Source organism: Melissococcus plutonius ATCC 35311 (assembly GCF_000270185.1).
Lineage (GTDB): Bacteria > Bacillota > Bacilli > Lactobacillales > Enterococcaceae > Melissococcus > Melissococcus plutonius.
This window is the reverse complement of record NC_015516.1, coordinates 952,320-977,017: the sequence shown is the minus strand read 5'-3', so window position 1 is coordinate 977,017 and position 24,698 is coordinate 952,320. Positions and strand designations below refer to the sequence as shown.

The window sequence follows — 24,698 nt, the reverse complement described above, 5'->3', positions numbered from 1 at the left end:
GAATTTCAACTCTTCACCAAGTCATGTACAAAATAAACGAATAAATAGCAATAAAAAATGGCATGTTGCTATCAACATGTCATTTTTTATTGCTATTTATGAACGATTTATCTTTATTTATCATGTAATATTCATCAGTATCTATTCTCATAGTAGGCAAATATTGTATTTTAATACTTTATATCTCTTTAACTATTAAAATCTTTTTGAATGACAGCAATTTGACCTATTTTAGATTAATAACGATTTAAATTATGTTCACTAACAATAGCATTAACAATAGAGAGAACAATAGAAGTTACAATCGCACCCCAAAAAGTTGAAAATTGAAAGTTAAATTCACCAACAAAAAATGATGTCAATTTTAATATAGCAGCATTCACCACAAAACTAAACAGACCAAATGTTAATAAAGTAAGCGGTAAAGATAGCAAAGTCAAGATTGGCTTAACCAACATATTTAATATGGATAAAACGAATGCAGCAACGATTGCTATTCCGAATGTTCTCACATATAGTAAATTTGGAAAGATAACCGACATGGATATAAAAGTCAATGTATTAACAATCAACCGTTGGAAATAATTTGTCACTAACAATCTCCCCCATCCTTTTCATCAATCTTCTCAGCTTGTTTTCTTTGTCTTTTATTGGTCGAATAATTTTGACCATAATAAGTATGCTGATCTCGATTCATATATGATTTTTTAGGAATCAAAATTGCTAATAAGATATATAATATAATCGAGAAACCTACAAATAGGAAACTAATTATTACATAAATAACTCGTAAAATGAATGGGTCGATTCCTATCCATTCAGCAATTCCCGCTAGAGTCCCTGTTAAAACAATATTATTTGATGACTTTGTTAATTTCTTTTCCATATATTCTCATCTCCCACTTAACCATTAATCTAAAGTAAGTATATTCTATTTCTTTTTTATTCAGAATAAGGATTTATTTTTTATGATTATGTATTTATTATTTAAAAATTAATTTTTAAACAAAGTTCGTATAGTTTTTTATTAAAAAATATAAATATAGTTCTAATTAATAAAACAATGATGCATAGATATTTGTTTGTTCTCTGTAAATATACTTCATTATGTTAAAACTAACAAGTCAAAAATTATAAAAGTAGCTTTTATAATTTTTGACTTGTTAGTTAAATGTATATTTATAAATATATTATAACATAAACATTGAAAAAAGAAAAACTCTCTACAAATAGATATAATAATGCCATCTTTAATAAAAATTATAGGATTAAATAGTATGATTTGTACTTAATTCAGTAATTTTCCCAGTAACTAAATAGACAATCCATTCACAGATATTGGTAACATAATCGCCAATTCTTTCTAAATAGGTGGCTACATGCAGATAATCTGTTCCACTTATAACTGTTTCAGGATTTTCTTGCATACTTTCAATGGAATGATTGTATACATTATTAAAATATTCGTTTACTTGTTCATCCATACTAGCAATCAAGCGAGCGTCTTTCTCATCTGTTTTTACATAGGCAATTAAGACATTATCTACCATTTTTTTTACATAATCGGACATATCAGAAATTTCTTGTTCAATTTCTAAAATACGCGTTTCACCTTTTAAACGAATCGTAGATTTTGCAATAGAAACTGCATGATCGCCCATTCGCTCTAAATCTGAACTGGCTTTCATTACAGTAATAATCATACGCAGATCTGTTGTAACAGGTTGTTGTAAAGCAATCATTTCAAAACTCTTCTTTTCAAGTTTTACTTCCATATTGTTAATATTAATATCATTCTCAATCACTTCTTGAGCAAGCTGTTTATCATGATTAATGTAGGCACGAACAGACTTATGGACAGCACTTCCCACCGTTGTACCCATTTCGTAAAATTGATTATGCAAACTTAACAATTCTTCTTCAAACTGTGTACGTAACATCGACTCTTCCCCCTCTAATTAACCAAATTTACCAGAGATATAATCTTCTGTTTCTTGTTTTTTAGGATTTAAGAAAATTTTCTTTGTGTTATTGAATTCTATTAATTCTCCTTGTAAAAAGAAAGCCGTCTTATCAGAAATACGTGAAGCTTGTGATAGATTATGCGTAACCATAATCATGGTATATTTATCCTTTAATGTCAATAACATACTTTCGATTTTTCCAGTCGAAATAGGATCTAAAGCACTTGTTGGTTCATCTAATAAAATAATATCTGGAGCAACAGCTAAAACTCTAGCAATACATATTCTTTGTTGCTGTCCACCAGAAAGAGATAACGCATTATCATGCAATTTGTCTTTGACATCTTCCCAAATATTTGCAGCTTTTAAACTATTTTCTACAGCTTCATCAAGTACTTGTTTCTTTTTTTCACCTTTTAAACGTAAGCCATAAATAATGTTTTCATAAATAGAAAATGGAAAGGGATTGGGTTGTTGAAACACCATACCAATTTCTTTTCTTAAATCCACGGTATCTGTCTTTGGTCCATAAATATCTTTTCCTTTGTACATGACACTCCCTGTTATTGTCACATCAGGAATTAAATCATTCATACGGTTAAGACAACGTAAGTATGTCGATTTTCCACAGCCAGATGGCCCAATCATTGCAGTAATTTCGCCTTGTTGAACAGAAAGAGTGATTCCTTTTAATGCTTCTTTATTACTATAATATAGATGTAAATCTTGTGATGAGATGATTTCTGTTGTCATTCTACTCCTCCTAACCGAAATGTCCAGAAACATAATCTTCAGTTGCTTGGATCTTTGGTCGTGTAAAAATTCTTCTTGTTTGATTGTATTCAATGACCTTACCTAAATAGAAAAAAGCAGTATAATCACTAATACGAGCAGCTTGTTGCATGTTATGTGTAACTATAATAATCGTATAATCTTTTTTAAATTTACCAATGTTTCTTCAACTATCCCTGTTGAAATTGGATCTAAAGCGCTAGCTGGTTCATCTAATAACAATATATCTGGTTGCATAGCAATGGATCTGGCAATACAAAGACGCTGCTGTTGCCCACCTGAAAGTGCTAATGCACTTTTATTTAACTTATCTTTTACTTGATCCCATAAAGCTGCCTGCTTTAGACTTGTTTCAACAATTTCATCCAATTTTCGTTTATCTTTTTCTCCATGTCTTTTTAAAGCAAAAGTAATATTTTCATAAATTGATTTACTGAATGGATTTGGCTGTTGAAATACCATGCCAATATATTTTCGCATTTCATAAACATCAACTTTTTTACTGTTTAGATTTATCCCCTCATACATAATTTTGCCAGTTACTTTAGTATTTGCAATACCATCATTCATACGATTAATTGAACGAAGATAAGTCGATTTTCCACAACCAGATGGACCGATTAATGCAGTAATTTTGTTTTTTTCAAATTGTAAGTCTACTCCCTTGATTGCCTCGTTATCTCCATACCAAACATGTAAATCTTCTGTATATGTAGCGATAGGAACCTGTTCAGTATTAAATTCCATAATATATCGGTCGTTCCAATTATATTCTTTCATATTAATTCCCCTAACTTAGGCAGATGTAATCTTTTTATATAATTTGTTACCAATGAAGCGAGCACCAAGATTAAATAACAGGACAACTAAGATTAAAACAGCAGAAGCACCTGCAGAAACTTGTACGCTATCAGGCATGGTTCCTTCTGTATTAACCTTCCAAATATGAACAGCCAACGTTTCTGCCTGACGAAAAATACTGATTGGACTAGACACACTTAAAGGATTCCAATTACTAAAATCCAAGGGTGGTGCGCTTTGACCAGCCGTATAAATCAGTGCAGCAGCTTCACCAAAGATACGGCCAGAACTTAAAATAACGCCTGTAATAATTCCTGGCAAGGCTTCCGGAACGACAACCCTAATTACTGTCTCCCATTTTGATAATCCCAGTGACAGACCTGCTTCGCGCTGAGTATAGTGCACGGCTTTTAATGATTCTTCTACGTTTCGTGTTAGTAAAGGAAGATTAAAAAAAGTTAAGGCTAATGCACCAGAGATGATAGAAAATCCATAACCAATTTGAATAACAAAAATCAAAAAACCGAACAACCCAACAACAACAGATGGCAATGAACTTAATATTTCAATCGATGAACGAACAATATCTGTTAACCAATTTTTTTCAGCATATTCAGAAAGATAGATACCAGCACCCAAAGAAATTGGAAAACTAATCAGCATAGTAATAATCAATAAATAAAGAGAATTAAATAATTGAATTCCGATACCACCACCAGATTGGTAAGCTTTAGAATGTCTAGTCAAAAAATGCCAAGAAACATGTGGCAAGCCTCGAACCAATATATATAACAATAATGCTGATAAAATTAATATAATAATACCAGCAACACTATATAAGATACCTGTTGCCAATTTATCCATTTTTTTTGCATTCATTATCTCAATGACCCCTTTTTGCCAATAATACGAATAATAATATTAAAAACAAGTGACATTAATAATAAAATAAGCGCTAATGACCATAGTACATTATTGCTTAATGTGCCCATAATCGTATTTCCAATTCCCATTGTTAAGATACTTGTCAGTGTTGAAGCAGGTACAGTTAAACTGGTTGGCATATCGGCAGCATTCCCAATAACCATTTGAATAGCTAAAGCTTCACCAAATGCACGAGCCATACCAAAAATAATCGCAGTCAATACCCCTGGAATTGCTGCGCGTAAAACAATTTTATAAATTGTTTGCCATCTCGTTGCACCAAGTGCTAAAGACGCCTCTCTATAATGACGAGGTACCGACTTTAAAGCATCCACCGTCATAGTTGTGACCGTTGGCAAAATCATAACAAACAAAACAAAAGTTCCTGCCAAGATACCAAATCCAGTTCCCCCAAAAACAGATCTTACCAAGGGAACAACAACAGATAATCCAATAAATCCATAAACAACAGAGGGAATTCCCACTAATAATTCAATGACTGGTTGTAAAATTTTTGCACCTCGTTTAGGAGAAATTTCCGTCATAAATACAGCTGCGCCAATTGCAAAGGGTGTAGCAAACAGTGCAGATAATAATGTAACAATAAACGAACCCACAATCATTGGTAATGCGCCTACCAATGGTTTGCCATTAACCTTTGCACCTGGATTCCAATCTGTACCAAATAAAAAATCAAATACATTCACTTTATCCTTAAAAAAAGTAGCTAGCCCTTTACTTGCAACAAAATAAAAAATAGACAATACTACTACGACAATTAGAGCAATACATAAAAAACTTAAAAACTTACCCCGTGTTTCCATCTTTGCTCGTTTTGACTTTGTCAATAATTTCTTTTGGATATCTTCCAAGAAAATTCCTCCTCAAACACCTTGGATATTGTTTATTATGATAAGAAAGCCCATTAAATCTCTATATAAATAAATTTTTTATTTTAATTATAATTATTATTACTTAGACATAGTTATTAAATTACCTTGCCAATCTCTTTCAACCTTCATTTTCGAAATAGAGATATAACCAAGTTGTTTGACCAATTTATTTTGAACATCATCGGATAAAATAAATTGAATGAAATTCCTTGTTAATTTTTTAGGTTCTCCGTAGGTGTACATATGCTCATATGACCAGATAGTCCATTTATTTATCATGACATTACTATCCGTTGGTTTAACTCCATCAATATTTAATGTTTGAACATTTTTTGTTACATAGGAAAAAGCCGTATAACTAATTGCACCTGGCGTATCTGCAACAATTGAACTTACCATACCACTTGAATCTTGTTCTTGAGCACTAATAGCTGTTTTGCCATTTAATACCCATTTTTCAAAGGTAGCTCGTGTGCCACTACCAGTTGCCCTATTTATGATAACAATCGTCTGATCGTTTCCTCCTATTTCTTTCCAATTGGTAATTTCACCTAAAAATATTTTTTTAAATTTGATAAAGAGATATTCTTAATACCAACACGCCGATTCACTATTGGCGTAATACCTACAACTGCTACTTTATGATCTTTTAGTTGATTAGCCTTAATTCCCTGCTTTTCTTCAGCAAATAAATCAGAATTACCAATTTCAACTGCCTTGGATTGTACTTGACTAAGACCTGTGCCACTGCCACCACCTTGAACGTTGATAAGCTTTCCTGGGTGGTGTGCTTGGTATTCTTCACTTGCGGTTTCAACTAATGGTTGTAGTGCTGAGGAACCCACCGCTGTAATAGAATCGCCTCGATCAATCCATTTTGTACATCCAGAAAACATAACCATGCTGATTAAACTAAAAAACAAGAGCAACCCTTTTTTCATGAATTTACTATTCCTCCAACTTTCTTTCAATCAATCTATTTTAGTATTTATTTTTCATGGAACAACTTTATTTTACTAAAGATAAAAGGAAAGATAAAGATAAATTTAAAAAAGATGAAAACAAACTGAAAAAACTACCTTTCATTTTCATAAACAGAATTACATTCATTCAATCCTAAATATTTTTATAACAATGGTGAAATTAGTCGAGCCAATCCTTCTTTCAGCCTAATAATTTTGCCACGTTGCTGATATTTTTCAATCGTTAAGAGCTCAGATACCTTAACATCTTCAAAGAAGGCTTGACGAACTTTCTCTGAGAACAATTGATCATAAATAATCGTATTTACTTCAAAATCTAACCTAAACGAACGAACATCAATATTCGCCGAACCAACAGATACTATTCCGCCATCAATAATCATCGTTTTGGCATGAATAAATCCATTTTCATAGGTTTCAATAATTGCGCCATATTCTAACAACTCAGCAGCGAAAGAATAAGTCGCCCAATATACAAGTAAATGATCAGGTTTATTAGGAATCTGCATACGGACTTTAACACCTGATAATAAAGCAAGCTTTAAGGCTTCATGAATCGAAGCATTTGGAATATAATAAGGAGTCTGAATTAAAATTTCTTTCTTTGCAGATGAAATCATTTTCAAATAAGTCATTTTAATTTGTTCATGTTCAGAATCAGGTCCACTGGTAACAATTTGAACCGCTTTTTGCCCATTAGAATGAATTTTTGGAAATAGGGATTTTTCATAGCCAATTTCTTTTGTATGTTGTGAATTCCAGTCCATTAAAAAACGATTCTGCAAACTATATACAGCTGATCCATGAATACGTAAATGATTGTCACGCCAATAGCCAAATTTTTCTACTTCACCAAGATATTCAATGCCAACATTAAATCCTCCCGTATACCCGATATAACCATCAATGACTACAATTTTTCGATGATTTCTATAATTAATTCTTGGATTTAAATAAGGAACAAATAAAGGAAAAAAGAAAGAAATTTCTCCACCTGCTGCTTTTAATTTTTCAAAAAAATGCATATTTACATGTGTTGAACCCCATGCGTCCAGAAGAAGACGAACACGAACACCCCGTTTTGCTGCCCGAGTTAATGCTTCACGTACTTCTTTTCCCAATCGATCATTTCGATAAATATAATATTCCATATGAATATGATCTGTTGCTCGATCAATATCAGCTAAAAGTGCATCAAATTTTTCGTAGCCATCTGTATAAAGCTCAATTTCATTATCGGTTGTGTATAATGCACCTTCAAACACAGTTAGCATATAAATCAACTGTTTAGAATCTGCTAATCCTGTAGCTGGGTGTGGAAACATGCCTTGGATAAGGGTCTGCTTTTCTTTTTCAATTTCGGCATTCATCCCAATTTTTGCCTGCATTTTCATATCGAAAATTCGTTCTTTAGAAATTCCCTTTCCTAAAAATATATAGAGAACAAAACCTAAGATTGGTATAAATAAAAGAACTAATAACCAAGCCCATGTTTGTGCAGTCTGTTTTCTCTCTCGAAAAACAATGATTAAAGATAATAAAATATTTATAAAAAAAATAACAGAAAATAAATTATTTATGATACTCATTTCACTTTACACCTCATAATCCCATTATCTTTTAGGATAACTAAGTTTAAAGTATAAGTAAAGAAAAAGCAGACAAATTTGTCTGCTTTTTCTTTACTTACTATTTTTATCTACATTTTCAAAAATCTTCTCATTGAGATGACCGATCCTAAAGAACCTATAAGCATACCAATGAATACCATCAATACATCAATTTTCATTACAAAGTTTTCTGGTTTTAATAGTGAATAATTGGATCGTAAAAGTTGTGGGTTAAATATATTATAGAATTGTTGATAACCAATCGTTAAAATAACAACAGGTATAATGGCACCAAATAATCCAATCCAAGCTCCTTCTAAAAAGAATGGCCAGCGAATAAAACCATTTTTGGCACCAACCAATCGCATAATATGAATCTCTCTTTTACGAGATAAAATTGTGATACGGATAGTGTTTGAAATTAAGAATACCGCAACAAATAATAATAATATGGCCGCAGCTAATCCCCATGTTCTAACCGTTGCTGCTATTCTAAAAATTTTATCGGAAGATACACCGCCATAGTTAGCTTTAAAAACATTTGGCATTTTTTCTGCTTGTTTGGCTATTCCCTTTGTATCTGTTGGCTCTTTGGCCTGTATACAATACACATCATACAATGGATTACTATCTCCCTCAAATAAATTCCAAGCACTTCCCATTTGCTTTTGAATTCTCTTCAATTGTTGATCTTTGTTTGAATAAGAAATAGATTCAACATTAGGAAGATTACTTAATTTTGTTTTTAAATTATGTATGTCTTGTTTTGAAGTACCAATATCTATAAATACCGAAACCGTAACATTTCCTTCTACATCTCTGGCTAGTTTCGTTGCATTAAAAATAATAGACATAAAAATACCAACTAATATTAGCGTAATTGTTACAGCACTAGCTGAAGCAATTGTCATCCAACCATTTCTTTTTAAACTTTTTATACTTTCAAAAATATGTGAAAAGAAGGTTTTAATCATCGTATCCGTATTCTCCTTCCACTTGATCACGAATAATTCGACCATTTTCAATCGCCACTACCCTATGACGAATTGTATTTACAATTGTACTATTATGTGTAGCCATTAAAATAGTTGTTCCCTGTGCATTAATACGATCGAGTAATTTCATAATTTCCCAGGAATTTTCTGGATCAAGATTTCCTGTTGGTTCATCTGCAATCAACACTTTAGGTGTATTGACAATTGCTCGTGCAATTGAAACACGTTGTTGCTCTCCGCCAGAAAGTTCGCTTGGAAATACTCGAACTTTATGTTTTAAACCGACTAGATCTAAAACTTCCATGACACGTTTCTTTATTTCTCTTTGTTTTCTTCCAATAACCTGCATGGCATAAGCAACATTTTCATACACCGTTTTTCTTGGCAGTAATTTATAATCTTGAAAGACAATACCTATTTCTCTTCGTAAATAGGGAACTTCACTATTTTTAATTTTAATTAAGTCATGATCTGCAACGATTAAATTGCCCTTAGATGCTTTTTCTTCACGATATAGTAATTTAATAAATGTTGATTTTCCTGCACCAGATGGACCAACAATATAAACAAATTCGCCTTGGCCAATTTTTATAGAAATATTTCGTACGGCTGTAGTGCCATTTGAATATTTCTTTGTTACATCCTTCATTTCAATCATGACATTTCTCTCCATCCTTTTTCTTAAATACAACTTATTATAACACGAAAATATTGCAGGCTTTTTTCAATAGTTTACGTTTCTATTTCATTTGCAAAAATTAATCATCTAGTTGCCATTTTAAATAAGCATCAATAAAATTATCAATTTCACCGTCCATCACTGCTTGGACATTACCTGTTTCCATATTTGTCCGATGATCTTTTACCATAGAATAAGGATGAAATACATAAGAACGAATTTGCGAGCCCCAGCCGATCTCTAGTTGCTCGCCTCTAAGCTCAGCAGACTCTTGTGCTTTCTTTTCCATTTCTAACTGATATAGTTTTGACTTAAGTGTCTTCATTGCTTGTTCCCTATTTTTTAATTGGGAACGTTGTGCCTGACTTGAAACCACAGTAGACGTTGGTATATGGGTAATTCTAACAGCAGATTCTGTTTTATTAATATGCTGCCCACCTGCACCACTTGCACGATAGGTGTCTACTTTTAAATCATCTGGATTAATGTCAATTTCAATTGTTTCATCCAATTCCGGCATGATATCAACAGAACAAAAAGATGTATGTCTACGTTTGGCTGAATCAAATGGTGAGATGCGAACTAAACGGTGAACACCCTTTTCAGATTTCAAATAACCATAGGCATTATACCCTTTGATTAATAGAGTAACACTCTTAATTCCAGCTTCATCGCCAGCTTGATAATCTAATACTTCTATCTGAAAATTTCGACTTTCTGCCCAACGCATATACATTCTAAGCAGCATACTTCCCCAATCCTGTGATTCTGTACCACCTGCACCTGGATGAAATTCAACAATGGCATTGTTTTTATCATACGGACCATTTAGTAACAAAGCCAATTCATAAGTTTTTAATTGCTTTTCAAGCTGCTTAATCCGTTGTATCAGTTCTGTTTGGATTGCTTCATCAAAATCGACTTGCTGCAATTCATACATAATTTCTAATTCTTCTAATTCATCTGCCAATTGATTAAATTGCTGGTATTTTTCTTTTTCTCTATTTGTTTCATTAATAATTTGTTGTGCTTGCTTGGCATTATTCCAAAAGTTTACATCTGCCATTTGATTTTCTGCTTCTGCAATATTCATCTCTAATGTTTCTAAGTCAAAGAGACCTCCTAAAGCTATTCATTGATTGATCAATTTCATCTAATAAATTACGAATTTCTATATTTTCCATAATTAACTCCCTTCGTTGTTATGTACAAAAGCGTGAGAAAAGTAAATCCCACGCCATTTTCTTTTTATCAAAATAAGAAGGCATCTGTAAATTGTTAAATTCTTAATAGTCTTTGTATCTTATTAAGTCTTATTAAGCATTTTTACCATGGCAATTCTTAAATTTTTTACCACTGCCACATGGGCAAGGATCATTACGTCCTACTTTGTTTACTCGAACTGGTTGTTTTTTAGCATTGGTATTACTTTGTACTTCATCTTCTTCTCCAACCTTGTTTGCTTCACCCTGTACAACCTGTTCTCTTTGAACGTTTTGGCGAATTTCAGATTTCATAAATAATCTAGTAACATCATATTCAATTGCACCAATCATTTCCTCAAACATGCGATATCCTTCAGTTTGATATTCAACCAATGGGTTATTTTGTCCATAAGCACGCAATCCAACTGATTGACGTAATTGGTCCATTGCATCAATGTGATCTGTCCATTTTGTATCTACAACACGTAAAATAACAACTTTTTGAAATTCAAGCATTTGTTCTGTGCCATTCAGTTGACTTGCTTTTGTATCAAATACTTCTTGGGCACGTTGGATTAAATAAGCCTTGATTTCATCCTGTGTTTTATTTTCAATATCATGAATGGAAATAGAATCTTCATGAACTAAGACAGAACCAGCAAAATCTATGATCCCATCGAAATTCCAATCGACCTTTTCTGCCTGCGTATGGCTATCTACAATTCTTTCAATTGTACGTTTTACCATGCTCATTAATACTTCGGTTAAATTATCTTCTTCCATAATAACTTTTTTACGCTGTGCATAGATAACTTCACGTTGTTCCCGCATAACATCATCGTATTGTAAAACATTCTTACGTGTATCATAATTGTTACCTTCTACACGTTTTTGTGCTGATTCTACTTGTCTGGTTAGCATTTTACTTTGGATAACCGCGTCTTCTTCTTCAATCTTCATTCTTTCTAAGAAAGCCTTGATCCTTTCAGATCCAAACCGCTTCATTAAATCATCTTCTAATGAAAGATAAAATTGTGTACTACCTGGATCTCCTTGACGTCCTGAACGACCACGAAGCTGATTATCAATCCGGCGAGATTCGTGACGTTCTGTTCCAATAACGGCTAATCCACCTAATTCAACAACTTCAGGACCCAATTTAATATCGGTTCCGCGACCAGCCATATTTGTTGCAATCGTTACTGCACCTTTTTGTCCAGCATTCATAATAATTTCCGCTTCTTTAAAGTGATTTTTAGCATTTAACACTTCATGTGGAATTTTAGCTTGGTTCAACATGTTAGAAAGTAATTCAGAGGTTTCTACTGCAACCGTCCCTACAAGTACAGGCTGTCCTTTATGATAGCGATCTGCTATATCCTCTGCCACAGCTAAGAATTTACTTTTCAGTGTTGGATAAAGCAAGTCAGATTTATCTTGACGCACAATTGGTTTATTTGTTGGAATTTGGATAACTTGCATATTATAGATTTCACGAAATTCTTCTTCTTCAGTTTTAGCTGTTCCAGTCATCCCAGCTAATTTTTTATACATTCGGAAATAATTTTGGAAGGTAATGGTTGCCATCGTTTTTGTTTCATCTTCAATTTCAACGCCTTCTTTAGCTTCAATTGCTTGATGCAATCCATCAGAATAACGACGACCGTCCATAATACGTCCAGTAAACTGGTCAACAATTAAAACTTTTCCTTCTTGAACAACATAATCAATATCCCGGATCATAATATAATTTGCGCGCAATGCTTGATCCATATGATGAGTTAAAGCTGTATTCTCAATATCATAAAGATTTTCCAATCCAAATGTTTGTTCTGCTTTTTCAATACCTGTTTCAGTTAAGCCGATTGTTTTAGATTGAATATCAATCTTATAATCATCTTCATTTTTTAATCTTTTAACGAAATTATCTGTTCGTGTATATAATGCTGTTGATTTTTCTGCCTGACCAGAAATAATCAATGGTGTTCTAGCTTCATCAATCAAAATTGAATCTACTTCATCCACAATAGCATAATTTAATGGCCGTTGAACCATCTCACTTTTGTAAACAACCATATTATCACGTAAATAGTCAAATCCTAATTCATTATTTGTACTATATGTAATATCACATTGATAAGCGATTCGTTTTTCTTCCGGAGACTTAGAGTTAATATTGAGGCCAACACTTAATCCTAAAAAGTTATAGAGTTCTCCCATTTCATTTGAATCCCGTGTTGCTAAATATTCATTAACAGTTACAACATGGACACCTTCACCTGTCAAAGCATTCAAATAAACGGGCATTGTTGCAGTTAAAGTCTTTCCTTCCCCTGTTTTCATTTCTGGAATATTTCCATCATGAAGAACAATGCCTCCTAAAAGTTGTACATAGTAAGGGTAAAGGCCTAAAACCCGCTTTGCTCCTTCTCGAACAACTGCAAAAGCTTCAGGTAAAAGTTCATCTAGTGTCTCACCTTTTTGATAACGTTCTTTAAATTCTTCTGTTTTACTTGTTAACTGTTCATCAGTTAATTGGGCCATTTCTGAAGCATGGCTTTCCACCTTATCCGCAATTCCAGATAAGCGTTTCAATTCTTTTTTATCATTTTCAATCATTTTTTTTAAAAAATTTACCATTTGAGTATGTGTTCCTTTCAATCAACCCTTTTTATTTTCTATAGAATTGTATTCACTTCTTTATTCTATCATTAGTCTTTAATAAATAAAACAGCTTGTGCTAATTTTATTATATATTCTACTTATTTTTATAATAAAAAAATAAAATGTATAATAAAAACTATTTTTATCTAATTTGATTAAAAAACTAAGAATAAATTAAAGTAGTATTTTGTATTTATAGATAACTTCAGATTACTAAAATTATCTATAAATACAAAATACTACCTCAGAAGATATATACTTTATAAAATACTTTCCATCCTCTTTAATAATAAGATTTGTTTATTCTACCATTAATTTGTCTCAATTAATCCATATTTACCATCTTTACGACGATAAACAATACTTGTACCATTGGTTTCCGAATCTTCAAAAATGAAGAAATTATGTCCAAGCATGTTCATCTGCAAAACAGCTTCTTCACTATCCATCGGTTTTAATGATAAACGTTTTGTACGAACAATATCAAGATCGGTTGGATCTTCTGTACCTTCATCATTTAAAAATACAGATGCCTTTGCAGTGTCGATCCCCGTTTCTCTAGATTTTCTATTAATTCTTGTTTTAAATTTACGAATTTGTCTTTCTAATTTATCCACGACCAAATCAATACTTGCATATAAATCTGGTGATGTTTCTTCAGCACGTAGAACCAAGTAAGGAAGAGGGATTGTCACCTCTACTTTTGCTGTTTTTTCAGTATAAACTTTTAAGTTTGCATGTACAGTCGCTACAGGCGAATCATTGAAATATCTTTCTAATTTGCCAACTTTTTTTTCTATATAGTTACGTATTGCTTCCGTAACTTCAATATTTTCACCACGTACATTATATCTAAACATAAACATTTACCCTTTCCTCTACTACTAAAGAAAGAATTAGAAACCTTTTTCTTTTATTCTCTCTTCTTACTACCATTATATCTAAAAATCTATTTTTTGCCAACAAAATTGGAAATTTTTCTTTCTTCCTATCGAGCAAGAGTAAACGTCTCCAATTTTGCAGGATTGCATTCTAGGATTACTTCTGCTGCATGAAATAAGGTTCGTCCTGTTGTATAGATATCATCAACCAAAACGACTTCTTTTCCTCTCAATATTTCTTGTTTCTTTTCTATGACAATAAAGGGTTGTGGCTGATTCATTCTCTCATCTTTCTTTTTCTTGGATTGAGGTTTATCTTCAGATATTCTAGCTAAATAGGCATGATAATCAATGTTAGCGGCAGAAAGTAGTCCTTCTACCTGATTAAATCTTTGTATCTTCTTCCGTTGTTTTGAAACAGGTAATGGAATAATCATTTTTCTCTTCTTTGATTTAAAATGATGTTTTAGAATAGTTGAAAAACAAAATCGTAAACGATAATCACCCGAAAACTTATAAGCTTTAAACCATTCCTGCATTGCTTTATTATAAACAAATAATGCTTCATGATGAAAATTATACTGAGGATAAAGACTTTTCCATGTTAAACAATCACTACAATATCTACGATTTGTAACTCGGTGACAACCATAACAAACATTTTTCTTAGGTAAATAATGGAACCTGGAAAGACAAACAGGACATAGGGAATGCTCTGAAATACTTTGAAAAGAAAAAAGCAGTTTTAAAGAAGGTAATTCTGTAAATAACTGTTGACAATAATTACATCTCATCTATTAGTTTTCTCCTTTTAGCTTGACTATTCATGTGCTTAATTTGTTTCATGGCCTGAACCATTTCGCTTGTTTTACCATCATGTACAAACCAAACTTCTCCTCTTGTATATACATTTTTACGATCAACCCTACCTGCAATTTGAACCAAGGCAGCTGTTGAAAATATTTTATGATTTGCCCCTAAAATAATCACTGAAACTTGATCAAATGTTACTCCTCTTTCTAAGATTGTTGAAGTAATCAATATACGTATTTGTTGATTACGCATTTTTTGTACTTTTTCTAAACGCCTTTCATCTTTAGCATGGATACTTTCAATAGAAACACCAGGGAATTGTTTCACTAAATGATTTTTAAATAATTGAACCAATTGAATCGTTGGACAAAAAATTAATACATTATTTTCTTGTAATAAAGAGGTAATAAGTTGACAAATTTTAAAGAATTCTTTTCCTTCAACTAACTTTTGCTGCCAGTGATTCCACCATTTTAATTGTGGAACTGGCAGCTTTCTACGATGATATCTAGCCGGTAAAACTTTGACAGCAAGCTGCCTTTGTTGGATTTTTTTTATTAATGTTTTTGTAGGTGTTGCTGTTAAATAAACGAGGCTACCCATTGGTTTTAATGCTTGATTGACAGCATATTCTAACATGGCATTATTGACAAATGGAAAAGCATCTACTTCATCAATAATTAATAAATCAAAAGCTTGGTAAAAACGTAAAAGTTGATGTGTTGTACAAATAACAAATTTAGTATAGTAATAAGGTTCGTCCATTTTGCCATGCAATAAGGTAATCCGCTCTTTTGGAAATACTGCTTGCAGTCTTGGATATAGTTCTATACAGACATCTACACGCGGTGAAGCAAGTCCTATTCGCTCGCCATTTTTTAAACAATCGTAGATCGTATTAAATAACATCTCTGTCTTGCCTGCACCTGTCACAGCCCAAAGTAGTTGCTCTTGCTTACTTCTAACGTTTTCATTTAGGTAGATGGATACCTCTTGTTGTCCTGCTGTCAGTGTTCCCTTCCAGATAAATTGGATATTTCTGACTTGTTTTTCTGGTTCTGGTAGGTGGTAAAATTTCTTCATGGTATCTACTCTTCCTAATTGAATACATGCAAAACAATAATAGCCTTCTGTTAAATATGTCTCTGTCTTTTTTAGAACTGTTCCACAACGTAAGCATTGAATGAAAAGAGCATTGAGTGATTTCATTGTAGGTAATTCTATCGCTGTTTCTAAATTAGCTTCTTTTGAAAGTTCGGTTAATAACACCTTCCTTCCCCATAATTCTTCCATTATTTTCACCTCATATTAAATATACGCAGAAAATAATTTATTATAAATGCTAGGTTTTAAAAATAAATCCAGAATAGCCGAATTTTTTGATTAATAGTTGGCTTTTTTTCTATAAAATTGACTATTTAGATTTTAATTAACTTTAACTCATGTAGTTTCAGGTAGATAAAAAATCTTATATTTTATTTGTGTTAATTATATAAAAAAATCATATTTTGATTGGATAATGATAAAAATTATTGCTACTAAGAATTGCATTTTTTACTTATTTTTTCTATACTAAATTTGATTTGAATTGTTATTTTGATGATAATGAAAGGATACAGCGATGCAGAAAAATTATATTACGATCTTACAAGATGGTGAAAGTGAGCTGATGATTAAAAAGTCACGTTTTATTTGTTCATTAAAAAGTGTTTCCTCAGAAGAAGAAGCAAAAAATTTTATTGATCAAAGAAAAAAAGAAGAATATAAAGCGAATCATCATTGTCATGCGTTTATTATTAATTTGGAAAAAAGCATGCTGCAACATAGTAGTGATGATGGTGAACCTAGCGGAACAGCAGGGATGCCTATGTTAGAGGTATTAAGAAAAAATCAACTAGAAAATCTTGTTGCTGTAGTAACCCGTTATTTTGGCGGAATTAAACTTGGCACAGGTGGATTAATTCGAGCATACACACAAGCAGTTACCCAAACACTAGATGAGGTCGGATTGGTAGAAGGAAGACTACAACAAACCATTGTTTTAACGATTCATTATGCCCAACTAGGCAAAGTACAAGCCTTCTTTGATAGTCATCTTTCTTATTATTTAATAGAAAAACGTTATCAAGAAGATGTTCAATTAATTTGTTCAGTTGAAGAAGATAAAAAAGAAATTTTTATCCAAGCAATTACAGAACTTTTGAATGGTCAATTGACAATTGAACAAAATGGGTGCTCTTATCGAGAAATTCCATTAATAAAAAAATAGGAGTGATTTTTATGACTTTTGAAGAAATATTACCAGCAATAAAAAAAGGCAAAAAAGCAGTTCGAAGTGGATGGGATGGTTCAGAATTATTTATTGAATTAAGAAAGGAACTTTATAATCATTACGGCAATCCTCTACCCAGTACACCTTATTTCCTAATCAAAACTTCTGATGAAGGATATAGTATGTTTTCGCCAACTCCGTGTGATGTATTGGCCGAAGATTGGTTACTTGTGAATGACTAACTTGATTCTTGCTTTACTTGTTTAAATTAAATAATTTGATTTTGTTTTGTTCGATATTTTTGTAACTTTATGTTTTATATCTATTCAACAAAGGAGAATATCTTGTGATTTTTAAAGAATTTAACAAAAAAGGTGTTTTTATTACCGGAGCTGCTTCTGGTATTGGGCAAGCACAAGCAACTGCTTTTATTCAACAAGGTGCATATGTTTTTGGATTTGATAAAAATCAAGCTGGATTAATCGAAACAGCTAAAAAATGCTGTGATAAACCAGGCCAATTCAGTTATGCTGTTGGAGATGTTTCGAAAAAAGCTGATGTTCTAGCAGCAGTCATGCAGGTAAAACAAGAACTCGGATCAATTGATATTCTTTTAAATACTGCTGGGTTACTCGATGCTTACAAACCAACATTAGAAGTAACAGAAAAAGAATGGAAAAATATTTTAGCCGTCAATTTGGGTGGTGTATTTCTAACGACAAACGCTATTTTGCCAGGTATGCTTAAAAATAATCATGGTGTCATTATTAATATGACTTCTATAGCAGGTTTTTTAGCAGGTGGTGGAGGTGCTGCCTATACAGCTTCAAAGCATGCAATTGTCGGTTATACAAAACAACTTGATTATGATTATTGTTCTAAAGGTATACGTGTGAATGGTATTGCACCTGGCGCAATTAAAACACCTATGAACGCAGCAGATTTTGCTGGCGATGGAAAAATAGCCGAATGGGTAGCAAACGAAACGCCAGCTGGACGTTGGGCACAACCTTCTGAGGTAGCTGATCTAACCTTATTTCTTGCCAGTCACCATGCTGATTACATTCATGGTTCAATTTTGCCTATTGATGGTGGATGGATGGAAAAATAACGCCATGTAGCTATTAATAAAGTCAAAAAAAGTACCATGATTCATTTAAAATTAAATAGAATTGTTCAAATTCATTGGTTATTTACCTTGTTTGCGATTAAATTAGCTTATTTTAAGATAGATAATTTTATAAAAGAGTCAGTTTTTTGATTCAATCGATTATACAATCAAAATTATTTCTAGTTTTCTCGCATTAATTCTTTCTTAATTCATAATAAAAAACAAGCAATTATTAAGATAAAACGAGTTACTATTGCTGATTTGTTAGCCTATTTTGTTAACAATCACAAGTAATTTACATTTTCTGTTTTCTATCTGTTTCTGAAATTCTGTTCATCATTAGTTAAAAAATTATCTTCTATAACCGTTAAAACTATCATTTTATTTTTCATTAATAGAATTAAATTATTAAAATAAAAATAGTAAAATGAAAAATAATTTTCTTTCTTAAAAACCTATTTTTCATTTTACTATTTTTTATTAAACAATACTTAAAATAATAGATGATTATTTCATTTTGGTTAAATAGCTATAAGAAAATTAACAAATGATTGCTTTCTATTAATTCTTAATATACAGGTTAGTCACTAGTTATTTTTCTAAATAAAATTCAAATCGATTACCTACGTACTGTGTTCTTACGTATTCAAATGGTTTGCCATTTTCAAAGTAAGAGATCTGACGGAGTCGTAAGACAGCCTCACCACGTTTAATTTCTAAATAATCAGCAATCTGTTCAGATGCCAGCATGGCCGAAATCGTTTGATTTGCATGCCCAATTTTATTTTTCCCTTTTTCTTCAAGTGTTTTATACAATGATTGAGTAATTTCTGATTTACTGTATCCTTCTACCAAAAAATAAGGAATACTAGCGACCTCAAAACAAATAGGAATTTCATCAGCATATCGAATTCGTTCCATTCTTAAAATGGAGGTCTCTTCATTTAAATTTAATTTTTCTAACTCGCTAGAGCTGGGATTAGTAACAAAGTAGGAAATGGTTTTACTGGATGGAATTCGGTTCTGTTCCAACATAATGTCTGTAAAGCTTGTTGTGCCAGTCATCTTTTCCTGCACTTTTTTTCTAGCTATATAGGTACCTGATCCGATTTTTCTCTCTAAAATTCCTTCATCAGATAACGTTTGAATAGCCTGTCTTAATGTCATACGACTAACGTTAAATGATAGAGCTAGCTTTCGCTCCGAAGGAAGACGATCTCCAATTGACCAAACACCTTTTTCAATATCTTCCTTGATTTTATCATGTATTTGAATATAAATTGGTACATTTAAAGACATTTGATAACCTCCCTTTTTATCTTTCCTTTTTATTATAACTGGTATACACCAACAGAACAACAGCAAATGGTACATTATTTCTTCTTTTATATTAATATTACAAAATAACTAGGCAACGAATAAAATTTATGAATTGCTAGTTACATTATTCCAATTTATTTTTGATGACAAAATAGCTAGCTGAACAATCATTCGTTTGAACTACCATTCATTTGAATGAATTTTAATGATTTTCATTTCACTAAAAGCATTTTTTTATTTTTATTAGAGATGATATAACAATCAAAAAAATGCTAGAGAGTTTTCAAACTCTCTAGCATTTTTTATCTCATTTATTACTTGATTTCATTTTCTAATTCATAAGTACTTGTATTGGCATTTAATTCTTTCATTGATATTTCTGATGTTTCTTTTTTCTTCATCATTTTATTTGCTGTTGCCATCATTAAGCGAATTCGATTCAACTGATTAACTATTGAAGTTCCTGGATCGTAATCAATTGCAGTAACATTCGCTTTAGGATATTGTCGTTTCAATTCTTTCAGAACTCCTTTACCAACGATATGATTTGGCAAACAACCAAATGGCTGCAAACAAATAATATTGGTAATATCCATCTTTAACAATTCAATCATTTCACCTGTTAAAAACCAGCCTTCACCTGTATGATTCCCAATCGATACTATTTTACTAGCATCTTCTTCCAATTCATTAATTGAATGAATTCCTTCAAAGCGTTTAGAAGCTCGTAATGCTTTATCCATTGGTTTTTCAATTAAATGAATGATCCGAAGCATTAATTGAGCGATATTTTTACTTTTTTTTGTCATACCTAGGTTTTGGTATTTAAATATTTGATTATAAAGAGAATAATTCATAAAACCAATGATATCTGGAACAATTACTTCTGCTCCCTCTTTTTCTAGCAATCTAACAATATTATTATTCGCAATTGGTGAATATTTAACAAGAATTTCACCAACAATACCAACACGTGGTTTTTGAATATTCCTTAGTTCAATTTTATCAAAGTCATTAATAATGTTTTGTGCATTTCTATTAAATTGTGTTAATGAACCGTTCCGAACGTTTTTTTCAACTTTTTTTAACCAAGTTTGATGCAATGCATCAACAGATCCTTTAATTGCCTCATAAGGTCGTGTTCGGTAAACCATTCGTTCAAATAAGTCCCCATATAAAAATGCAATAGCTACCCGTTTTATTAGTGGAAGCGTAAATTTAAAACCAGCATTTTTTTCAACACCCTTATTTCCCATTGAAATAGAAATAATTGGTACTTGTGAAAAACCAGCATCATTTAAAGCTTTTCGAAGTAAAGGAATATAATTTGTTGCCCGACAACCGCCGCCTGTTTGAGTCATCATAACACCTATGTAATTTAAATCATAATCGCCACTTTTTAGTGCCTCAATGATCTGACCAATCGAGATGATTGCTGGATAACAAGCATCATTATTAACATATTGAAACCCCACATTAACACTATTTTTATTTTCAGCAGGTAAACAAATTACATTATATCCGGATACATTGAGTGCCAAATCAACCAATCCTGATTGATGAATTGGACTCAACATAGGCATAAGTAGTGTGTAATTATTCTTCATCTTTTTTGTAAAAATAATTCTATTCGGTTGATTTTTCTCTTCAATAACTGGTTCAATGTGATATTTTTCGCGTTCCTTGATAGAAGCTTTTAATGAACGTAATCGAATGCGAATTGCTCCTAAATTTGAACCTTCATCAATCTTTAAAACAGTATAGATTTTACCCTGTTTTGCCATTATTTCTTCTACTTGATCTGTTGTTACAGCATCAATTCCACATCCAAATGAGTTTAGTTGAACAAGTTCAAGATTTTTCATTTTTGCTACTACATTTGCTGCTGCATATAGACGAGAATGGTAAATCCATTGATTTACTACTCTCAACTTCTCTACGTCACCTAAATGAGCAATACTATCTTCAGTTAAAACATGGAATCCTTCCTGTATAATCATCTCAGCAATTCCATGATTAATTTCAGGATCTAAATGATAAGGTCTACCAGCAAGAACAATACCTTTTTCTCCATTTTGGTTCATTTTTAATAGTGTATCTTCACCTTTTTTACGAATATCTGCTTTGAAACTTTCTAATTCTTCATAACCATGATGTAAAGCTGTAGCAATTTCAGCTTGAGTGATTCCTAAATCTTTAAATGTTTCTGTCAAAACCTTAACAACTGATTCTTCATTTCCTAAATTGATATATGGGTCATAATAATCTACCTGGCCAAAACGAATTTCATCTATGTTGTTTTTAATGACATCTGGATAACTTTGAACAATTGGACAATTATAATGGTTATCTGTTTTTCCTTCTTCACGTTCAAAAATCACACCTGGATAAAAAATTCGATTTATTCCTGAATGAATTAGATCCTGAATATGTCCATGAGTAATTTTAGCCGGATAACATATCGTATCACTTGGAATCGTTTCTATTCCATTTTCATATAATTCCTTAGAAGAACGTTGTGATAGTTCTACTCTAAAGCCCAATTCTGTAAAAAAAGTAAACCATAACGGATAATTTTCAAATAGATTTAAAGCACGTGGAAGCCCAATTTTTCCCCGAGTAGCCTCCTGTTCTTTTAGAGGATGATAGTTAAAAAGTTTACGATATTTATAATCAACTAAATTTATTCGACGATCTGTCTTTTTTATCTTGATTTTTGCACCACGTTCACATCGATTTCTTGTAATAAATTGACGTCCATCAGAGAAAATAGTCATAGTTAATAAACAATTATTTTCACAAAGCCCACAATGGGTAAATTCCTTTTTAGTTTTAAAAGCCTGCAACTGATCAAGTGGCAATAGGGTTGTTACATCCCCCAATTCATATTCTTCAAGCGCAATCAAGGCAGCTCCATATGCACCCATTAAACCTGCAATAGGTGGTCTGATTACTTCTCTACCACTAATTAATTCAAAAGCTCGTAACACAGATTCATTGTAAAATGTTCCACCCTGACAAACAATTTTTGTTCCTAAATCTTTCGCATTCCTAACCTTTATAACTTTATACATCGCATTTTTTATGACTGAGTAGGAAAGACCGGCAGAAATGTCGGCCACTTTTGCTCCTTCTTTTTGTACTTGCTTGACCTTAGAATTCATAAAGACCGTACAACGTGAACCAAGATCAGCAGGTGCCTTAGAAGTTAAAGCTTTCAATGCAAAATCTTTAACATTATAATTTAAGGATTCGGCAAATGTTTCTATAAAGGAACCACATCCTGAAGAACAGGCTTCATTTAACTGGATAGAAGACAAGATACCATTCTTAATCGTCATGGCTTTCATATCCTGACCACCAATATCAAGAATAAAATCAACGCCTGGTTGAAAATAATCTGCTGCTTTATAATGAGCAACAGTTTCTACTTCGCCAATATCAACTTTTAATGCATTTTTGATTAATCCTTCTCCATAACCAGTAATAGCTGCCTTACCAATAAAAACATCCTGGGGCATCTGTTTATATAGATCTTCCAATACTGTCCTTGCTTTTTCTAATGGTTGTCCATCATTGTTTCCGTAAAATGTGAATAAAAGATTTCCTTCTTCATCAATGAGCGTAACTTTCATAGTTGTTGAACCAGCATCAATCCCCAAAAATGTTACAACATGATGATCAGAAAAACATTTATGATTGATTATTGCTTGATTATGTCGCTTTCTAAATGCCTCTAATTCTTCTTGATCGTTAAATAAAGGAGCTAGGGTTTCACTAGCTTTTAATTGCGTTAAATTATCCTGCATCAGAATAGCCATCATTTTTTCTAAAAATGTTTCTTCAACTTCTTCATCTGCATACATAGCAGCACCTATAGCCACAAATAATTGTGAATTATCGGGAAAAATTATATTATATGGCTGAATAGCTAAAGTTTCTATAAATCTTTTTCTAAGTTCGGACATAAAAGATAGTGGTCCACCAAGAAAGGCAATTTTGCCATGAATCTTTCTACCAGATGCTAAACCAGTAATTGTTTGATTCACAACTGCTTGTAAAATACTAGCAGCAATATCTGCTTTTTCAGCGCCTTCATTAAGTAATGGCTGTACATCTGTTTTAGCAAATACACCACATCTTGAAGCAATTGGATAAATTGTTTGATAATCTTTAGCCAGTTCATTCAATCCATGAGCATCTGTTTTTAATAAAGTTGCCATTTGATCTATAAACGCACCCGTTCCACCGGCACAACTACCATTCATTCGTTGGTCTAAAGCTCCATCAAAAAAGGTAATTTTTGCATCCTCACCACCTAATTCGATGGCAACGTCAGTCTCAGAAATTAATTCTTCAATTGTTTTCGTACAAGCAATTACTTCCTGAACAAAAGGAATATGTAAAACATCTGCCAAACCTATACCACCTGAACCAGTAATAGCTATTTTAATCGGAACCTTTTTGCCAATGTATGTCATACCTTGTTGCAATACTTTCTTTGTTGCTTCTTTTATATCTGAATAATGACGTTCATAATTAGAAAAAATTAATGTATTTTTTTCATTTAAAATGACCATCTTGACTGTTGTTGAACCAACATCTATTCCAACTTTTAGCACCAGTCTAACTCCCTTCAAAACCCATTTAACAAACAATCTGTTGATTAATAAACAGGTTGTCTGCTATAATACATACGTATATTTTAGAAAGATTATAAACAAAAAGCAATAAGCAAAATTGTTGAATTCGTAAGATAAACAACAATTTTTTTAATTATGTTGTTTAATG

Annotated in this window: 19 protein-coding genes and 2 pseudogenes; 3 read left to right on the top strand and 18 right to left on the bottom strand. The window is 32.1% G+C overall.

The window, feature by feature from the left end; genetic code table 11:
- Window positions 1-236 precede the first annotated feature (236 nt).
- The 16 genes and pseudogenes from MPTP_RS04145 to MPTP_RS04070 all read right to left on the bottom strand — a co-directional run bounded on the left by MPTP_RS04145 (window position 237) and on the right by MPTP_RS04070 (window position 16,497).
- A complete protein-coding gene (locus tag MPTP_RS04145; protein ID WP_013773827.1) occupies window positions 237-593 on the bottom strand; it encodes a phage holin family protein in 357 nt (118 codons plus the stop codon).
- Window positions 593-886 (bottom strand): PspC domain-containing protein, encoded by a 294-nt coding sequence (locus tag MPTP_RS04140; RefSeq protein WP_013773826.1) that lies wholly within the window; start codon window positions 884-886, stop codon window positions 593-595. Before MPTP_RS04140 ends, MPTP_RS04145 begins: the two co-directional genes overlap by 1 nt.
- 382 nt (window positions 887-1,268) lie before the next feature.
- Complete coding sequence (gene phoU / locus MPTP_RS04135) at window positions 1,269-1,940, bottom strand: phosphate signaling complex protein PhoU (RefSeq protein ID WP_013773825.1); 672 nt, start codon at window positions 1,938-1,940, stop codon at window positions 1,269-1,271.
- Between the two features lie 18 nt (window positions 1,941-1,958).
- A complete protein-coding gene (gene pstB, locus MPTP_RS04130) occupies window positions 1,959-2,717 on the bottom strand; it encodes a phosphate ABC transporter ATP-binding protein PstB (protein WP_013773824.1) in 759 nt (252 codons plus the stop codon).
- A 10-nt stretch (window positions 2,718-2,727) separates the two neighbouring features.
- Window positions 2,728-3,536 (bottom strand): annotated as a pseudogene (pstB, locus tag MPTP_RS04125) (phosphate ABC transporter ATP-binding protein PstB).
- Window positions 3,537-3,551: 15 nt separating this feature from the next.
- Complete coding sequence (gene pstA, locus MPTP_RS04120; protein ID WP_013773821.1) at window positions 3,552-4,436, bottom strand: phosphate ABC transporter permease PstA; 885 nt, start codon at window positions 4,434-4,436, stop codon at window positions 3,552-3,554.
- A complete protein-coding gene (gene pstC, locus MPTP_RS04115) occupies window positions 4,436-5,353 on the bottom strand; it encodes a phosphate ABC transporter permease subunit PstC (RefSeq protein ID WP_013773820.1) in 918 nt (305 codons plus the stop codon). The genes pstA and pstC overlap by 1 nt, the downstream gene beginning before the upstream one ends.
- Before the next feature lie 99 nt (window positions 5,354-5,452).
- A pseudogene (locus tag MPTP_RS04110) lies at window positions 5,453-6,315 on the bottom strand (phosphate ABC transporter substrate-binding protein PstS).
- Between the two features lie 185 nt (window positions 6,316-6,500).
- Window positions 6,501-7,946 carry a cardiolipin synthase gene (cls, locus tag MPTP_RS04105; protein ID WP_013773819.1) on the bottom strand — a complete coding sequence of 482 codons (1,446 nt, stop codon included), beginning with the start codon at window positions 7,944-7,946 and terminating at the stop codon, window positions 6,501-6,503.
- Window positions 7,947-8,056: 110 nt separating this feature from the next.
- Window positions 8,057-8,941 (bottom strand): permease-like cell division protein FtsX, encoded by an 885-nt coding sequence (ftsX, locus tag MPTP_RS04100; protein WP_013773818.1) that lies wholly within the window; start codon window positions 8,939-8,941, stop codon window positions 8,057-8,059.
- Window positions 8,934-9,620: a cell division ATP-binding protein FtsE gene (gene ftsE / locus MPTP_RS04095; protein WP_013773817.1), complete on the bottom strand. Its 687-nt coding sequence runs from the start codon at window positions 9,618-9,620 to the stop codon at window positions 8,934-8,936. The genes ftsX and ftsE overlap by 8 nt, the downstream gene beginning before the upstream one ends.
- 100 nt (window positions 9,621-9,720) lie before the next feature.
- Window positions 9,721-10,825 (bottom strand): peptide chain release factor 2 gene (prfB, locus tag MPTP_RS04090; protein ID WP_099046185.1). Its coding sequence is split into 2 segments (ribosomal slippage): window positions 9,721-10,752 and window positions 10,754-10,825, totalling 1,104 coding nucleotides; the frame shifts between segments, so codons are not numbered across the junction.
- A 132-nt stretch (window positions 10,826-10,957) separates the two neighbouring features.
- Window positions 10,958-13,486, bottom strand: a complete 2,529-nt coding sequence (gene secA / locus MPTP_RS04085) for a preprotein translocase subunit SecA (RefSeq protein WP_013773815.1) — start codon at window positions 13,484-13,486, stop codon at window positions 10,958-10,960.
- A 335-nt stretch (window positions 13,487-13,821) separates the two neighbouring features.
- Window positions 13,822-14,370: a ribosome hibernation-promoting factor, HPF/YfiA family gene (hpf, locus tag MPTP_RS04080; RefSeq protein ID WP_041363540.1), complete on the bottom strand. Its 549-nt coding sequence runs from the start codon at window positions 14,368-14,370 to the stop codon at window positions 13,822-13,824.
- Window positions 14,371-14,498: 128 nt separating this feature from the next.
- Entirely contained in the window at window positions 14,499-15,185 is a 687-nt protein-coding gene (locus MPTP_RS04075; protein WP_013773813.1) for a ComF family protein, read from the bottom strand.
- Window positions 15,175-16,497, bottom strand: coding sequence for a DEAD/DEAH box helicase (locus tag MPTP_RS04070; protein ID WP_013773812.1), 1,323 nt, complete (start codon window positions 16,495-16,497; stop codon window positions 15,175-15,177). Before MPTP_RS04070 ends, MPTP_RS04075 begins: the two co-directional genes overlap by 11 nt.
- 328 nt (window positions 16,498-16,825) lie before the next feature.
- Between MPTP_RS04070 and MPTP_RS04065 the strand changes: the two genes are divergently transcribed.
- From MPTP_RS04065 to MPTP_RS04055, 3 genes are all read left to right on the top strand, one after another.
- Window positions 16,826-17,473, top strand: a complete 648-nt coding sequence (locus tag MPTP_RS04065) for a YigZ family protein (RefSeq protein WP_013773811.1) — start codon at window positions 16,826-16,828, stop codon at window positions 17,471-17,473.
- Window positions 17,474-17,484: 11 nt separating this feature from the next.
- The gene (locus MPTP_RS04060; protein WP_013773810.1) at window positions 17,485-17,718 is read left to right on the top strand and encodes a DUF2829 domain-containing protein; all 234 of its coding nucleotides are present in this window, start codon (window positions 17,485-17,487) and stop codon (window positions 17,716-17,718) included.
- Window positions 17,719-17,822: 104 nt separating this feature from the next.
- Window positions 17,823-18,587: a 3-oxoacyl-ACP reductase gene (locus MPTP_RS04055; protein WP_013773809.1), complete on the top strand. Its 765-nt coding sequence runs from the start codon at window positions 17,823-17,825 to the stop codon at window positions 18,585-18,587.
- Window positions 18,588-19,178: 591 nt separating this feature from the next.
- Here MPTP_RS04055 and MPTP_RS04050 read toward each other — a convergent pair.
- Together MPTP_RS04050 and MPTP_RS04045 are read right to left on the bottom strand one after the other, a co-directional pair.
- Window positions 19,179-19,886, bottom strand: a complete 708-nt coding sequence (locus MPTP_RS04050; RefSeq protein WP_013773807.1) for a GntR family transcriptional regulator — start codon at window positions 19,884-19,886, stop codon at window positions 19,179-19,181.
- Between the two features lie 335 nt (window positions 19,887-20,221).
- Entirely contained in the window at window positions 20,222-24,532 is a 4,311-nt protein-coding gene (locus MPTP_RS04045) for an acyl-CoA dehydratase activase-related protein (protein WP_080580439.1), read from the bottom strand.
- Window positions 24,533-24,698: the final 166 nt, after the last annotated feature.

Coding starts and splice junctions, on each gene's coding strand:
- pstA (WP_013773821.1), bottom strand. CDS start 4,436: ATGAATGCAAAAAAAATGGATAAATTGGCAACAGGTATCTTATATAGT.
- ftsX (WP_013773818.1), bottom strand. CDS start 8,941: ATGATTAAAACCTTCTTTTCACATATTTTTGAAAGTATAAAAAGTTTA.
- phoU (WP_013773825.1), bottom strand. CDS start 1,940: ATGTTACGTACACAGTTTGAAGAAGAATTGTTAAGTTTGCATAATCAA.
- pstB (WP_013773824.1), bottom strand. CDS start 2,717: ATGACAACAGAAATCATCTCATCACAAGATTTACATCTATATTATAGT.
- cls (WP_013773819.1), bottom strand. CDS start 7,946: ATGAGTATCATAAATAATTTATTTTCTGTTATTTTTTTTATAAATATT.
- ftsE (WP_013773817.1), bottom strand. CDS start 9,620: ATGATTGAAATGAAGGATGTAACAAAGAAATATTCAAATGGCACTACA.
- MPTP_RS04060 (WP_013773810.1), top strand. CDS start 17,485: ATGACTTTTGAAGAAATATTACCAGCAATAAAAAAAGGCAAAAAAGCA.
- MPTP_RS04140 (WP_013773826.1), bottom strand. CDS start 886: ATGGAAAAGAAATTAACAAAGTCATCAAATAATATTGTTTTAACAGGG.
- hpf (WP_041363540.1), bottom strand. CDS start 14,370: ATGTTTAGATATAATGTACGTGGTGAAAATATTGAAGTTACGGAAGCA.
- MPTP_RS04050 (WP_013773807.1), bottom strand. CDS start 19,886: ATGTCTTTAAATGTACCAATTTATATTCAAATACATGATAAAATCAAG.
- MPTP_RS04065 (WP_013773811.1), top strand. CDS start 16,826: ATGCAGAAAAATTATATTACGATCTTACAAGATGGTGAAAGTGAGCTG.
- secA (WP_013773815.1), bottom strand. CDS start 13,486: ATGGTAAATTTTTTAAAAAAAATGATTGAAAATGATAAAAAAGAATTG.
- MPTP_RS04075 (WP_013773813.1), bottom strand. CDS start 15,185: ATGAGATGTAATTATTGTCAACAGTTATTTACAGAATTACCTTCTTTA.
- MPTP_RS04070 (WP_013773812.1), bottom strand. CDS start 16,497: ATGGAAGAATTATGGGGAAGGAAGGTGTTATTAACCGAACTTTCAAAA.